The sequence below is a fragment of the Pectobacterium parmentieri genome (assembly GCF_001742145.1).
Taxonomy (GTDB): Bacteria; Pseudomonadota; Gammaproteobacteria; order Enterobacterales; family Enterobacteriaceae; genus Pectobacterium; species Pectobacterium parmentieri.
On the sequence record NZ_CP015749.1, the window covers coordinates 2832441 to 2846690 of the forward strand.

The 14250-nt window shown below is 47.0% G+C and carries 12 protein-coding genes; 3 read left to right on the top strand and 9 right to left on the bottom strand.

Annotation, left to right across the window (positions count from 1 at the left end; translation table 11 throughout):
* The first annotated feature begins 51 nt into the window (after window positions 1–51).
* The gene (locus A8F97_RS12800) at window positions 52–2268 is read left to right on the top strand and encodes a type I secretion system permease/ATPase (protein WP_014698920.1); all 2217 of its coding nucleotides are present in this window, start codon (window positions 52–54) and stop codon (window positions 2266–2268) included.
* A complete protein-coding gene (locus A8F97_RS12805) occupies window positions 2255–3616 on the top strand; it encodes an HlyD family type I secretion periplasmic adaptor subunit (RefSeq protein ID WP_014698919.1) in 1362 nt (453 codons plus the stop codon). Before A8F97_RS12800 ends, A8F97_RS12805 begins: the two co-directional genes overlap by 14 nt.
* 44 nt (window positions 3617–3660) lie before the next feature.
* Here the strand turns inward: A8F97_RS12805 and A8F97_RS12810 are convergent, their stop codons facing one another.
* Window positions 3661–5175, bottom strand: a complete 1515-nt coding sequence (locus A8F97_RS12810) for a sensor domain-containing protein (RefSeq protein WP_014698918.1) — start codon at window positions 5173–5175, stop codon at window positions 3661–3663.
* Window positions 5176–5962: 787 nt separating this feature from the next.
* A complete protein-coding gene (gene pdeH, locus A8F97_RS12820) occupies window positions 5963–6754 on the bottom strand; it encodes a cyclic-guanylate-specific phosphodiesterase (protein ID WP_025920230.1) in 792 nt (263 codons plus the stop codon).
* A 471-nt stretch (window positions 6755–7225) separates the two neighbouring features.
* On the opposite strand from pdeH, the gene A8F97_RS12825 reads away from it, so the two are divergent.
* Window positions 7226–7486 (top strand): YfhL family 4Fe-4S dicluster ferredoxin, encoded by a 261-nt coding sequence (locus tag A8F97_RS12825; protein WP_033071021.1) that lies wholly within the window; start codon window positions 7226–7228, stop codon window positions 7484–7486.
* Between the two features lie 17 nt (window positions 7487–7503).
* On the opposite strand, the gene acpS is transcribed toward A8F97_RS12825, so the two are convergent.
* The 7 genes from acpS to lepA all read right to left on the bottom strand — a co-directional run bounded on the left by acpS (window position 7504) and on the right by lepA (window position 14081).
* Window positions 7504–7884, bottom strand: coding sequence for a holo-ACP synthase (gene acpS / locus A8F97_RS12830; RefSeq protein ID WP_014698916.1), 381 nt, complete (start codon window positions 7882–7884; stop codon window positions 7504–7506).
* Complete coding sequence (pdxJ, locus tag A8F97_RS12835) at window positions 7884–8615, bottom strand: pyridoxine 5'-phosphate synthase (RefSeq protein WP_012822900.1); 732 nt, start codon at window positions 8613–8615, stop codon at window positions 7884–7886. The genes acpS and pdxJ overlap by 1 nt, the downstream gene beginning before the upstream one ends.
* An 80-nt stretch (window positions 8616–8695) precedes the next feature.
* Entirely contained in the window at window positions 8696–9433 is a 738-nt protein-coding gene (gene recO, locus A8F97_RS12840; RefSeq protein WP_012822899.1) for a DNA repair protein RecO, read from the bottom strand.
* Window positions 9434–9444: 11 nt separating this feature from the next.
* Window positions 9445–10350 (bottom strand): GTPase Era, encoded by a 906-nt coding sequence (gene era, locus A8F97_RS12845; RefSeq protein ID WP_033071020.1) that lies wholly within the window; start codon window positions 10348–10350, stop codon window positions 9445–9447.
* Window positions 10347–11027 (bottom strand): ribonuclease III, encoded by a 681-nt coding sequence (rnc, locus tag A8F97_RS12850; protein ID WP_012822897.1) that lies wholly within the window; start codon window positions 11025–11027, stop codon window positions 10347–10349. Before rnc ends, era begins: the two co-directional genes overlap by 4 nt.
* A gap of 272 nt (window positions 11028–11299) precedes the next feature.
* On the bottom strand, window positions 11300–12265 hold the full coding sequence (gene lepB / locus A8F97_RS12855; protein ID WP_012822896.1) for a signal peptidase I: 966 nt from the start codon (window positions 12263–12265) through the stop codon (window positions 11300–11302).
* A gap of 16 nt (window positions 12266–12281) precedes the next feature.
* Window positions 12282–14081 (bottom strand): translation elongation factor 4, encoded by a 1800-nt coding sequence (lepA, locus tag A8F97_RS12860; RefSeq protein ID WP_025920228.1) that lies wholly within the window; start codon window positions 14079–14081, stop codon window positions 12282–12284.
* Window positions 14082–14250 lie beyond the last annotated feature (169 nt).

Here is a 14250-nt window from a genome sequence, read left to right on the forward strand (position 1 = left end):
TTATGGTTTATATGCGAGGGAATTACGTTGCGTAAGGGAACGTTCAGTTAAATGAAGTTGCACTCAGTACAAGAGACGAAGGGTTCTGATGAATTGGTCACCCATGAGCCTACCATTCATGAACCCATCGTCCATGAAAATAGTGACCCTCGCAGCCGCCATGATGATCCTTTATTGGATGGTTTGCTGATCCTCTGTGCCTTGCAGGGGAAATCTGTCAGCCGTACCACACTCACCGCTGGTTTGCCCTTAGCTAACCAGCGATTGTCCGTAAAATTGCTTCCAAGAGCCGCTGCTCGCGCAGGATTACAGGGACGTGTTCTCAAACGCTCCCTGAATAAAATTTCTGAGATGTCACTCCCTGCGATGTTGCTGTTACGGGAAGGTGGAGCAGCAATTCTGTTAGGCTGGAACGTCGATGGCAGTGCACGATTGATGCCCAGTGAAACAGAAGGCGGGGAAATTTCCGTTGAGCATAATACGCTGCAACAGAATTACCTTGGCTTAGTGATGTTCGCCCAGCCTCGCCATCAGTTCGATCTGCAAAATCCGTCGCTGATCCCCCATACCAAATCCTGGTTTAGAGATACGCTTAAGCTCTCACGTTCGCTCTATCTCGATGCCATCCTCGCCAGTTTGCTGGTGAACATTATCGCACTGGCCACGCCGCTCTTCGTGATGAATGTCTATGACAGGGTTGTGCCTAATCAAGCAACAGCGACATTGTGGGTGCTGGCTATCGGCGTTACTGGCGCTTTTGTTTTCGATTTGATACTCAAAACGCTGCGTGGCATTTGCCTTGATATGGCGGGGAAAAAAACCGATCTGATTATTTCTGCCACGTTATTTGAACGTATTACCGGTATGTCGATGAAGGCTCGGCCACCGCGAGTCGGTAGTTTTGCGCAAAATATTCATGAATTTCAGTCACTCAGAGATTTTTTGTCCTCACTAACGCTGACGACGCTGATCGATTTTCCCTTTACGCTGCTTCTGCTGTTAGTTATCGGTATCATCGGCGGCCCGCTGGTCTGGGTTTCCATTCTGGCCTACCCTATCGCCCTGCTGGCGAGTTGGGCAATGCAAAAACCGCTGTCTGCCACGATTGAAAAAACAATGCACCTTGCCAGTGAACGGCAGGCTACGCTGATCGAAACGTTGAGCTGTCTGGATGCAATCAAAGTTAATAATGCAGAAAGCGAGCGGCAGCACCAGTGGGAACAGACGATTGGCAGCCTGAGCAAGCTGGAAATGCGGGTGAAGGCGTTGTCTTCACTGGCGGTAAACCTGACGCAATGGTTCCAGCAATTTGCTGGCGTGGCTATGATTGTCGTCGGCGTCTATCTGCTGATTAACGGCAAACTCAGCATGGGTGGGCTGATTGCCTGTTACATGCTGAACGGCAGAGCGCTTATGCCGTTAGGTCAACTGTCTGGTCTGGTTAGTCGTTATCAGCAGGCGCGTTTGACGATGCAAACCACCGAACAGATGATGCAACTACCGCAAGAGCGTAGCGATAACGAACACCCGCTGAAGCGCGAAAGCATCCGAGGTGGGATCGAATTTCGCGATGTGACGTTCAACTACCCGGAACAGAAAACCAGTTCGCTGCAAAGTATCAGTCTGACCATCGCTCCCGGCGAGAAAGTGGGCGTCATTGGTCGCAGCGGTTCAGGAAAAAGCTCATTGCAAAAGCTGATCGTGAACCTCTATCAGCCCAACACGGGTAATATTCTGATCGACGGGGTTGATGCCCGTCAGTTGGACGTCAGTGATTTACGCCACAATATCGGTTATGTTCCTCAGGATATTCAGTTATTCAGTGGGTCGCTGCGCAATAACCTTATTAGCGGCGCACGCTATGTCGAAGATGAAGCCATGCTAAGAGCGGCTGAAATTTCAGGGGTAAACGAGTTTGCACGCCTGCACCCCGATGGCTACAACCTTCAGGTCGGTGAACGCGGGCAACAACTTTCTGGCGGGCAGCGTCAGGCTGTCGCGATAGCAAGAGCACTATTGCTTGACCCTCCGATTCTGGTACTGGATGAACCCACCAGTTCGATGGATAACACCAGCGAAGATCGGCTAAAACAAGCTCTCACCCCTATAATTGCAGAGAAAACGCTGTTGCTGGTTACCCATCGGGTTTCCATGTTGGCACTGGTCGATCGTTTAGTGATTGTCGATAAAGGCAAAATTATTGCAGATGGGCCGAAAGCGATCGTGATGGATGCGTTGAAGAAGGGGCAGATCAATGCGTCTCGGTAAATATATCAAACGAATCAAACAGTATTTTGTAGGTGGAGATGAAGAAAACCTGCAAACCATGCCAGAAGTTAGCCGAGCAATGATGGAGGATTCGCCACGCTCTATTCGCTTCACGCTGTGGGCTATTGGTGCTTTTTTCCTGTTTTTCATTCTGTGGGCCGGGCTGGCAAATATTGATGAAGTCACACGGGGCGATGGGAAAGCGATCCCTTCTTCCCGGCTGCAAAAAATCCAAAACCTGGAAGGTGGCATTATCACGGAAGTGTTCATTCGTGAAGGTCAGATCGTCAATGCAGGCGATCCTTTGTTGCGCCTTGATGATACGCGTTTTGCTTCTAACGTGGGTGAAACCGAAGCCGATAGGCTTGCCCTCCTGTCGCGAATTGAACGCCTAAACGCCGAAATCAGCGGTCAGACATTGGTGCTTTCCGAAGAGATTACGACGCAAGCGCCTAAAGTCGCAGCAGGAGAAAAAGAGCTTTATAACAGCCGCCGCCAGCAACTTTATAATGAGGTATCTGGTCTGGAAGAGCAGTTGATCCAACGTCGCCAGGAACTGCGGGATTTTTCCGCCAAGGAGATTCAATTCCGCAATAGCCTAGGCCTGCTTCAGCAAGAAATTAAAATGTCGGAGCCGTTGATTGCAGAAGGTGCGATTTCTAAAGTAGAAGTTTTGCGCCTACGCCGTGCTGAGGTCGAAACCCGTGGCCAACTTGATTCCATCAAACTCTCTATTCCCCGAGCGGAATCTGCAGTTAAAGAGAGTGAAAATAAAATAGAGGAGACACGCAGCCGCTATAAAAGCGAAGCGTTATCCCAACTCAGTGAAGCACAAACTAATCTGAATAAAATTGAAGCCACGGGTAAAGCACTCGAAGACCGGGTAAACCGAACGCTGGTTGTCTCCCCTGTTCGCGGTATTGTGCAGCAGGTTCTGGTGAATACCATCGGGGGTGTGATTCAACCAGGTAGCGATCTGGTGGAAATTGTGCCACTGGATGACAAATTGCTGGTAGAAGCTAAAATCCGCCCTCAGGATATTGCCTTTTTACATCCTGGTCAGGGTGCCATAATAAAATTGACGGCCTATGACTATACTATCTATGGCGGTTTAACAGGTCAGTTGGAGCAAATCAGCCCAGATACGGTAACGGATAAAGAAGGGAACAGCTTTTATATTATTCGTTTGCGGACTGATAAAAATTATTTGGGCTCAGCCGATAAACCTCTTCTTATCATTCCCGGCATGGTGGCCTCTGTAGATATAATAACGGGAAAGAAAACTATCCTCAGTTATTTGTTAAAACCAATCATTCGGGCAAAAGCAGAAGCACTACGAGAAAGATAATAAAAAGGCGCTCTCACCATGCGCCTTTTATCTATTTCACTAAATCAGTGATCATTCATGCTGTGATAAATCTGTGTTTGACTACGTCCCATGGCTTTAGCTTGGTACATGGCAGAGTCGGCGTTAATTGCCAGTGTCAGAGAGTCAGAACCGTGCTCTGGGTACAACGCAATACCGATACTGCATGATATATCCAGCGTTTTACCATTGATTTCAAAAGGTTTATTCAATGCATTATGGATTTTATCGGCGACATAAAGTGTATTATCAATTTCTTTAATGCCCTGAAGCAGAATAATAAATTCATCACCGCTACGGCGATATACGGTATCCGAATCCCGAACCGCCCCCCGCATACGCGCCGCCGCTTCTTTTAATAACAAGTCACCAACAGCATGTCCGAACGAATCGTTTATCTGTTTAAATTTATCGAGATCGAGGAACATCAGTGCGATTTTTCTGCCCGTTTGTTTAGATAACAGGATCGCTTGTTCCATTTGTTCAGCGAATGTCAGGCCATTAGCCAGTGACGTTAATGAATCATAGTGTGCCAACTGCCGATAGTGCTCCTCGCTCCGCCGCAGCATATCAATGGCATGATATCGCTCGATAGCGATCGAAATCAGTTGTGCTGATTTCTCTATAGAGAAAATTTCTTCTTCGGTCGGCGCATAGACTTTACGATGATAAACACTTAAAACGCCTAATATTTCTTTATTCTGGCCGATGATAGGTTCAGACCAACAGGAACGCAGCCCGGCATATAATGCAAGCCCTTTATATAAGGACCAGTGCGGATGGACTGAGATATCTTCAGCAACTACGCGCTTTCCGGTATAAGCGGCGGTACCAAAAGAGGCCACACCATCGGCAATTTTTACATTATGAATAGCATTTTTATAAAAACCCGGCAGGCTTGGCGCGGATCCAAGCGTCAGACATTTCTTATCTTTATCGACTAGCAGAACAGAACAGACAATGCGGCCAGGATTTTTTTCTTCAACGCTGAAAATGATCGCATCCAGAATATCTTTTAGCGGCGCACCGCTTGATAGCAGTTCTAGCGCGCGATTGTATGAATTATCATGATGTTCCTGCGATTTCCGCTCCGTGATATCTAACTTAATGCCAACATATTGAGTCGTGTTACTCGCCTTATTATATATTTTAACAATATTGGCCTTTTCCCAATACAGTTGCCCATCTTTACGCCGGTTAACGAACTCACCACTCCAAACATTACCTTTATTTATGGTAGCCCACAGGTCTTCATAAACGCTGGCATTGGTCATGCCTGAGTTTAATATATTCGTTTTTTTTCCAATCACTTCATCCGGCATATAGCCAGACATGGTAATAAACTGACGATTTACGTAAATAATTTCACAATTTTCATCTGCGATCATAATTGAGGCAGGGCTATATTCCATTGCAAAAAAAGTCATGTTGAGAAAATCTTGTTTTTTCTGCTCAGTTTTAAACTTTTGTTTAATTTTTCTATTCTTCACAGAAGAAAACAATAGCAACAATAACAGTAAGGTTATTATAATTTCATACACAATAACACTCTCCTCAGGCCCGAGCGGTCCTGATCGTACAAATCACAACGCAGATGACGAAAAATCCCGGTAACAAACTCCGATCCCGCCGATTTTCGGGATCGGTGCATTTCCAGAGAGCAGAAAGGATAAAAGAAAAAACGCTCCATGAAGCAGGAGTGTTTAGAAACATAGCAACGTCAGCATAAAGCCCCCGCATATGATTGTGCGCAGATAAAAACAGCAAATTCAAAAGAGTATCTTAATTTAATAGTAGTAATTGTTCGGGTTATAAGCTTTTCTAATGGAATAAAAGAATATTCCTAGAGGTATATGGAGATATATTCTGAACGTCAATTTTTTGTAAGCAAATCAATTATACCAATAAGTATCATTGTTTTAATCAATAAAATCTATCACAAAATGATTTTTGATCGTTAAGAGTGAACATTATATTTTTTTACCATTAAAAATCAAATAATTAAAATAAAAAAATAAAATCATTAACTCAAACGCCTGATGATATATGTCATAATTTGATGCAAAATTTTCAACACCTCCTTTTCCCATTTTATTGAAATCAAACACTGTTATAACAAATAAAACAAGAGTTAAATAACAAAAATAAAACAAAAACAGCATTTTGCTTCAACATAAAAAATGGAAGATGATGTTACTGGAGAGGCGATTTTTTATACGATTATAAAACATTAGAAAATATAATGAATTGATATAAAAGAAGAAAAAAGAAAGGATGTCTAGTGGCACTCTACTGAGCAAAGTGATATCCCAAACAACAGGTTATCGCCTATAGTTCGAGCTTCAACGCCTCAAAATTCTCAAACGGCTGGGGGCGCGAGAGATAGTAGCCTTGGGCAGCATAAGCATGTGATGCCTGAACTATCGCCCATTCTTCCTGTGTTTCGATCCCCTCAATCACCACATAATTGCAAAAACGTGATAGCAAGGCGATCAACGCAGGAAAAACCGTTCGTCCTTCACTACTTTGTTGCAAGAGAATAAAGAGCTCACGCGCGACTTTGATGCAGTCATACTGAGCCAGCATTAGTGATGAAAAATTCGCCATGCCACAGCCAAAATCATCCAACCACAATGTTTGTGCCTCTGGGAGTCTGGTTAGCACTTCTTTCGGCAGTCCCCCTTGATTTTCGACCATTTCAAAACGAATCCAAGGCATTTGCGCGATCAGGCGTTTAGCTTCCAGATTATTTTGCAATGCCAATAACGTCATGCCATCTATGTTGACGGAAGCAAAAAGATCGTCACGAATAAACCGAAAACTCCATTGAGACAAAAGTTGCAGTTGTTCTACAATAATTAACAGGCGGGTTTCAACATCAATATTGGCGAAGTATTTTTCAGGAGAGATAAATTTTTGCGGCAGGGTCGGAGAAAAAACGGAGGTCAGTAACTCAATAGCCATTAATTTACCAGATGTTCGGTAAATGGGCTGAAAAGTATACCGCCGTTGACATTGGTGCCAGTAATCAGCGCCTAACGGCTCCGCGTTTTCCTGTTGGAAAAATCCAGCTTCAAACTGATTAAGGTGACCTTCCTGCTGCACGATGAGTTCCGCCATTAAACTGACACTATTAGTTATAAAATTATATCATATGGGCATGCACCGTCATCGACTCTCCAGATGCAAACTTAATCGGCAATACCGATTAAATCAATGTCCATGATATTACAAAAATAAGTGGTTCAATATCACAACTAAATTTATTTAAATTGTAAATTAATAAATTAAAACCCAATAAACACAGTCGCACCGGCTGATTTACGCAGTCTAAAGCATATACATAAAACCAATTTAACGAACAGATGGTAATTTTACCCTGTAACCTCACTATTTATACAGCCACTCAGTCGCATGCTGAAGGTCTTCGAGAACACATGAAGGCCGCAGAAAATAGCCTCGGCAGGGAAAGTGTGTCAAAGGCAGCAGAGGCAGATTCGTCAGTATATTATCCATCAATCACAGTTACGCGTGTCTAAACAGGCTTCAACGGGTATAATCTGCGCCCTGTTTGTAAGGTAGAAGAACATCATGGCGTTACTCATCACCCATAAATGCATCAACTGTGACATGTGTGAGCCCGAGTGTCCTAATCAGGCCATCTCCATGGGCATGGACATCTATGAAATTGATACCACGCTCTGCACAGAGTGCGTTGGTCACTACGACACACCTACGTGTCAGAAAGTTTGTCCAATCGACAATACGATCGTCAAAGATCCAAATCATATTGAGGGCAATGAGGCGTTGTGGGAAAAATATGTGCTCATGCACCACGCCGACAGGATTTGAGCATCCGGTGACTGGGTTCAGCTTTCGATAATCACCGTCGCACAGGCATAGCGTCTTTCGTCAGCCAACGTCACATGTACGTGTTTAACGCCCATCTGTTCCGCCAACTCCGCCGCCTTAGCAAAAAAACGCAAACAAGGTTTGCCCAGCTCGTCATTAAAAACCTCAAACTGGTTGAACGCGAGCCCGTTGCGAATTCCCGTACCAAAAGCTTTTGCAGCCGCTTCTTTCACGGCAAAACGTTTGGCAAGGAAACGAACTGGCTGCTGATGCTGCTGATAATGTGCCCATTCAGCATCCGTCAGAACACGGCGAGCCAATCGCTCGCCTGAACGTTCAATAACAGCATCAATACGGGCGATTTCGACAATATCGGTTCCGAGCCCAAGGATCGCCATCAGCGGCGTGCTTCCCGCATCAAACTCTTCATTTCGGCAACCGCATCCTTCAGGCCGCTCATTACTGCACGCCCGATAATGGCATGCCCGATATTTAATTCGTGCATTTCCGGCAGCGCGGCGATAGGCAGAACGTTATGGTACGTCAAACCATGACCTGCATTGACTTTAAGCCCTTGCGCAGCGGCATAAGTTGCAGCATCGCGAATACGCTCGAACTCATGCTGACGAGTTTCATCATCAGGTGCATCGGCATAGGCTCCCGTATGGATTTCAATATAGGGTGCACCGCTGGCAACGGCGGCATCAATTTGCCGTTTATCCGCATCGATAAATAGCGAAACCAATATATTAGCCTGACTAAGTCTGGCTACCGCGTTATCAATTTTTTCCTGTTGCCCTGCGACATCCAATCCGCCTTCGGTCGTCACTTCCTGGCGTTTTTCCGGTACCAGACAGCAAAAATGCGGCTTCACTTCACAAGCGATATTCAGCATTTCTTCCGTGACAGCCATTTCCAGATTCATTCGAGTTTGGAGCGTCTCTCTCAGTATCCGCACATCACGATCCGTAATATGGCGACGATCTTCGCGCAAATGTACCGTAATGCCATCCGCTCCGGCCTGTTCAGCAACAAAAGCCGCCTGAACGGGGTCGGGATACGCCGTTCCACGCGCATTACGCAGTGTCGCGATGTGGTCAATGTTAATGCCAAGCAACAGTTCAGCCATGATAAATCCTCGATAAAGTCATGCACGGTACGTGGGAGTTTACACCGATGTCACAGCGCCGGGGTACTGACGAAAGGGGATTATTTATCAGAAGAGGTGGGTTTGGACAAATTAGCAGCAGGAACAAACTGTCGAAACAGCTCACGACTTTTCAGCGGTTTCCCTCCCAAATACGGCTTTAACGCGATGCGGGTGAAACGCTTTGCTGCCTTTAGTGTTCCAGTATCAGGAAATTCACGTGATGCCAGCGAGCGTAACTCATGTCCGGTAAAGCTTTTATTATCAACAACCAGACTGGCAATAAATCCCCTTTCCTCTCGATACTGATAGGTCATGGTATCTGCCACAGATTCACCGCTGCCGGCACAATGCAGGAAATCGACGCCGTATCCCAAATAGCTCAATAACGCTAATTCAAAACGCCTTAGTGCCGGTTCCGGAGAAGCATCTTGTGCAGCAAGGTGTTGTAAACAATGGAGATAGTCAAAGAAAAGGGCGGAGTAATTGGTTTCATGCTCCAGCACACGAGACAGCAGCTCATTAACATATAAACCGCTATAAAGCATGGAGCCAGTCAGTGGTAACGCCAGCGAAACGGGTTCCGCGCTGCGTAATGTTTTAACTTCTCCCCGCCCACTCCAACGCACCAGCAGCGGAGTGAAAGGCTGTAAACAACCTTTCAGGCTAGAGCGGCGGGCTCGCGCGCCTTTGGCAAGCACGCGAACTCGACCATCGCTTTCGCTGAACAGATCCAGCAATAAGCTGGTTTCACTATAAGGTCGCCCATGCAAGACAAATGCGCGCTGCCAGCCTTCCATCGGCGTGAACCTTACAAGTCTTCGCTATAACCCAGGCTACGCAGGGCACGTTCGTCATCTGCCCAGCCGGATTTCACTTTAACCCACAGCTCAAGGTGTACTTTAGCCTCGAACATCTCTTCCATATCCTGACGAGACTCGATACCAATGGTTTTAATTTTGGCACCTTTGTTGCCAATAACCATCTTCTTCTGGCCTTCACGCTCAACCAGAATCAGGCCGTTGATGTCGTAGCCACCGCGCTCGTTAGTCACAAAACGCTCGATTTCGACCGTCACGGAATACGGCAGTTCTTCACCCAGGAAACGCATCAGTTTCTCACGGATAATTTCCGATGCCATGAAACGCTGTGAACGATCGGTGATGTAATCTTCAGGGAAGTGGTGTGTTGCCTGCGGTAAGTGCTTGCGCACAATACTGGCAATCGTATCAACATTCGAGCCCTTCTCTGCAGAGATCGGGACAACGTCAAGGAAATCCATCTGCTGGCTGAGGAACTGGATATGCGGCAGCAGCTTAGTCTTATCCGTGACATTATCGACTTTATTGATCGCCAGCAGCACGGGAAGTTTCTGATCGCGCAGCTTATTCAATACCATGTCATCATCGTCGTTCCAGTGCGTACCTTCAACAACGAAAATGATCAGCTCAACATCACCAATTGAACTGCTGGCAGCACGGTTCATCAGGCGGTTAATCGCCCGTTTTTCTTCAATATGCAGCCCCGGTGTATCCACATAAATCGCCTGATAAGGCCCTTCAGTGTGAATACCCATAATACGGTGTCGCGTCGTCTGGGGCTTACGTGATGTGATCGAGATCTTCTGCCCCAGTAATTGATTCAATAACGTCGATTTCCCGACGTTTGGTCGACCAACAATCGCGACAAAACCGCAGTGTGTCTGTACTTCGCTCATTCAAGCTCCAGTTTTTTCAACGCTTGTTCAGCCGCAGCCTGTTCGGCTTTACGACGGCTCGATCCTGTACCAATGACCGACTCACTAAAGCCGCTCACCTGACAGTGGATAGTAAATTCCTGATCGTGTGCTTCCCCACGAACCTGTACCACCAGATAGGTTGGCAAAGGTAAGTGACGCCCTTGCAGAAATTCCTGCAGCCGCGTTTTCGGATCTTTTTGCTTATCGCCGGGACTGATTTCATCCAAGCGCGTTTGATACCAATTCAAGATCAAACGTTCGATGTTCAGAATGTCACTGTCGAGGAAAATGCCACCGATCAGCGCTTCGACTGTATCAGCCAATATCGATTCGCGACGGAAACCACCGCTTTTTAACTCACCGGGGCCGAGGCGTAAGCACTCTCCCAGTTCGAATTCACGCGCGATTTCTGCCAGAGTATTTCCCCGCACCAGAGTGGCTCGCATCCGACTCATGTCTCCCTCATCAACCTTGGGAAAACGATGATACAGCGCATTAGCGATCACAAAACTCAGGATAGAGTCACCCAGGAATTCGAGCCTTTCATTATGTTTGCTGCTGGCGCTGCGATGTGTCAACGCCTGTAATAAAAGCTCGTACTGCTGAAAAGTATAGCCCAGCTTTCTTTGTAAACGATTTATCAGGATGGGATTCATGTGTTACCAATAGATCAACGATGCGTCAAAAACAGCAGCATACGGAACAACCCTGCTTACCAATTCGGTCAAAACTGTTTCGTTTGCATTGGCTCCCATAAGGGAGCCTGCCTTTCAGCCCATCATACTTCGCATTGCATGTACGTTAGCGGTGTAAATGGTAACGTTTTGTCCTGCAATCCGCATTATTTAGGGCCCGTTCTTTCAAAAAAACGTTTCGGAAAATATTCTACAACGGACAGCATCAGAATGCTGCCTGTATCTTATTTTGCTTAATGAATACCGCCGATGCGACTCAAACGTACACCGGTAGGCCATTCACCTTCCTGCTTCTCAAAGCTCATCCAGATAGCGGTGGCTTTACCGACCAGATTTCTCTCCGGCACAAAGCCCCAATAGCGACTATCCAGACTGTTGTCTCGGTTATCACCCATCATGAAGTAATGCCCAGTAGGGACAACCCATGTCGCAAGCTGCTGCTGCGATTGCTGGTAATAACCACCAAGTTGATCCTGCTGGCCCGGTACTAACAGAATATTATGCGTGACATTGCCTAATGACTCTTTGCGCGCGCCCATGCGGACCCCCTCCACGCTGTTGTCATTAGCCGGCACCGAGTAAAAACCGCCACGCGATTCCCCCCCAGGCTGGTTGAAAGTCTGAACAAAATCGCTAGGCTGCACATTACTGTATGTAACTGCCAGTGCAGTATCACACGCCTGCTGCCCTTGGCAGGATGGACGAATCGTTACCTGCTTGGTTATCGGGTTATAGCTGACGCGATCGCCCGGCACACCAACCACGCGCTTGATGAAATCCACTCTGGGATCGGACGGATATTTAAATACCACCACGTCGCCACGCTTCGGATGCCCCGTTTCGATCAGCGTTTTCTGCGTGAAGGGTTCTTTAATGCCATAGGCAAATTTCTCCACCAGAATAAAATCGCCGATCAACAGCGTTGGCATCATTGAACCGGATGGAATTTGAAACGGCTCATAAATGAAGGAGCGCACGACCAGTACCAAAGCCACTACCGGGAAAACGGACGCTATCGTCTCAATCCACCCAGGTTGTTGAATGGCTTTCGATGAAATCGCACTATCAGCCAAAGCGGCACCGCTCATCGCAGCAAATTTTTTCCGGCGAGCAGGTGCCCAGACGAAGCGCTCCAAACACCAGACGATCCCCGTGACCAGCGTCACCAATGCCAAAATTACGGCAAACATATTGGCCATGCCAACTCCTCAGAATTTATTTACTGTCTTTGCCGACGTGCAGAATTGCCAGAAACGCTTCTTGCGGCAGCTCGACGTTACCGACCTGCTTCATACGTTTCTTACCGTCTTTCTGTTTCTGCAACAATTTCTTCTTACGGCTGACGTCGCCACCATAACATTTGGCCAGTACGTTTTTACGCAATTGCTTAACCGTAGAGCGCGCAATAATGTGGTTACCAATCGCGGCCTGAATCGCAATATCAAACTGCTGACGCGGAATCAATTCTTTCATCTTTTCGACGAACTCACGGCCACGATATTGTGAATTATCACGGTGAGTAATCAGGGCCAATGCATCGACACGTTCGTTGTTGATTAAGACATCAACACGCACCATGTCTGATGTCTGGAAACGTTTGAAGCTGTAATCCAACGATGCATAGCCACGCGAGGTTGATTTCAGGCGATCAAAGAAATCGAGGACGACTTCAGCCATCGGGATTTCATAGGTCAACGCAACCTGATTGCCGTGATACACCATGTTCGTCTGCACACCACGCTTCTCAATACAAAGCGTAATCACATTGCCCAAATATTCCTGTGGCATCAGCATGTGGCACTCGGCAATCGGCTCGCGCAGTTCCTGAATATTGTTCAACGGCGGCAGTTTAGACGGGCTATCGACATAAATGGTTTCTTTCGCCGTCGTTTCTACTTCATACACTACCGTCGGTGCCGTGGTAATCAGTTCCAGATCGTACTCACGTTCCAGACGTTCCTGAATGATCTCCATATGCAGCAGCCCCAGGAAGCCACAACGGAAACCAAAGCCAAGCGCAGTAGAGCTTTCCGGCTCATAGAACAGAGAGGCATCATTGAGGCTCAGCTTACCTAATGCATCACGGAATGCTTCATAATCGTCGGAACTGATCGGGAACAGACCAGCATAGACCTGCGGTTTGACTTTCTTGAAGCCTGGCAACGCTTTTTCAGCCGGCTGACGTGCCAGCGTCAGGGTATCCCCGACAGGCGCACCCAAAATATCCTTGATGGCACACACCAACCAGCCTACTTCGCCGCAGTTCAATACATCACGGTCGATCTGCTTCGGTGTAAAAATGCCGAGACGGTCGGCGTTATACACCTGACCCGTACTCATTACCTTAATTTTGTCGCCTTTACGCATCGTGCCGTTTTTGATACGAACCAGCGACACAACGCCAAGGTAGTTATCAAACCAGGAGTCGATAATCAGCGCCTGCAACGGGGCATCCACACTGCCTTCCGGCGGCGGAATATCACGCACCAGACGATCCAGAATATCCGGCACGCCAACGCCTGTTTTCGCGGAGCAGCGCACAGCATCAGTGGCATCAATGCCAACAATGTCTTCAATTTCTTGAGCAACGCGATCAGGGTCAGCGGCAGGCAGGTCGATCTTGTTCAGAACCGGCACCACTTCCAGATTCATATCCAACGCCGTATAGCAGTTAGCCAGCGTTTGGGCTTCAACACCCTGTCCTGCATCGACGACAAGCAGTGCACCTTCACAGGCAGCAAGCGAACGAGAAACCTCATAAGAGAAGTCAACGTGCCCAGGCGTATCAATGAAGTTTAACTGGTAGGTTTGACCATCCTGCGCTTTATAATCCAGCGTCACACTTTGCGCTTTAATCGTTATTCCGCGTTCACGTTCCAGATCCATGGAATCCAGAACCTGCGCAGCCATTTCACGCTCGGTTAAACCGCCACAGATCTGGATAATACGGTCAGATAACGTCGATTTACCGTGGTCGATATGGGCAATAATGGAGAAATTTCGTATATGCTTCATTATAAAAATTTTTCTACCTTGATATTCCTGAAATTCTTGCCGATCGGCATGCGCATAGGTGAAAACAGCAGCGATGTTATTCCACCTGAATCGCAGCATTCTACATGCGAGAAGCGTGAAAACCTAGTCATGTCCAGTGCATTCCCCTTGATTATGACGGTTTTATTTG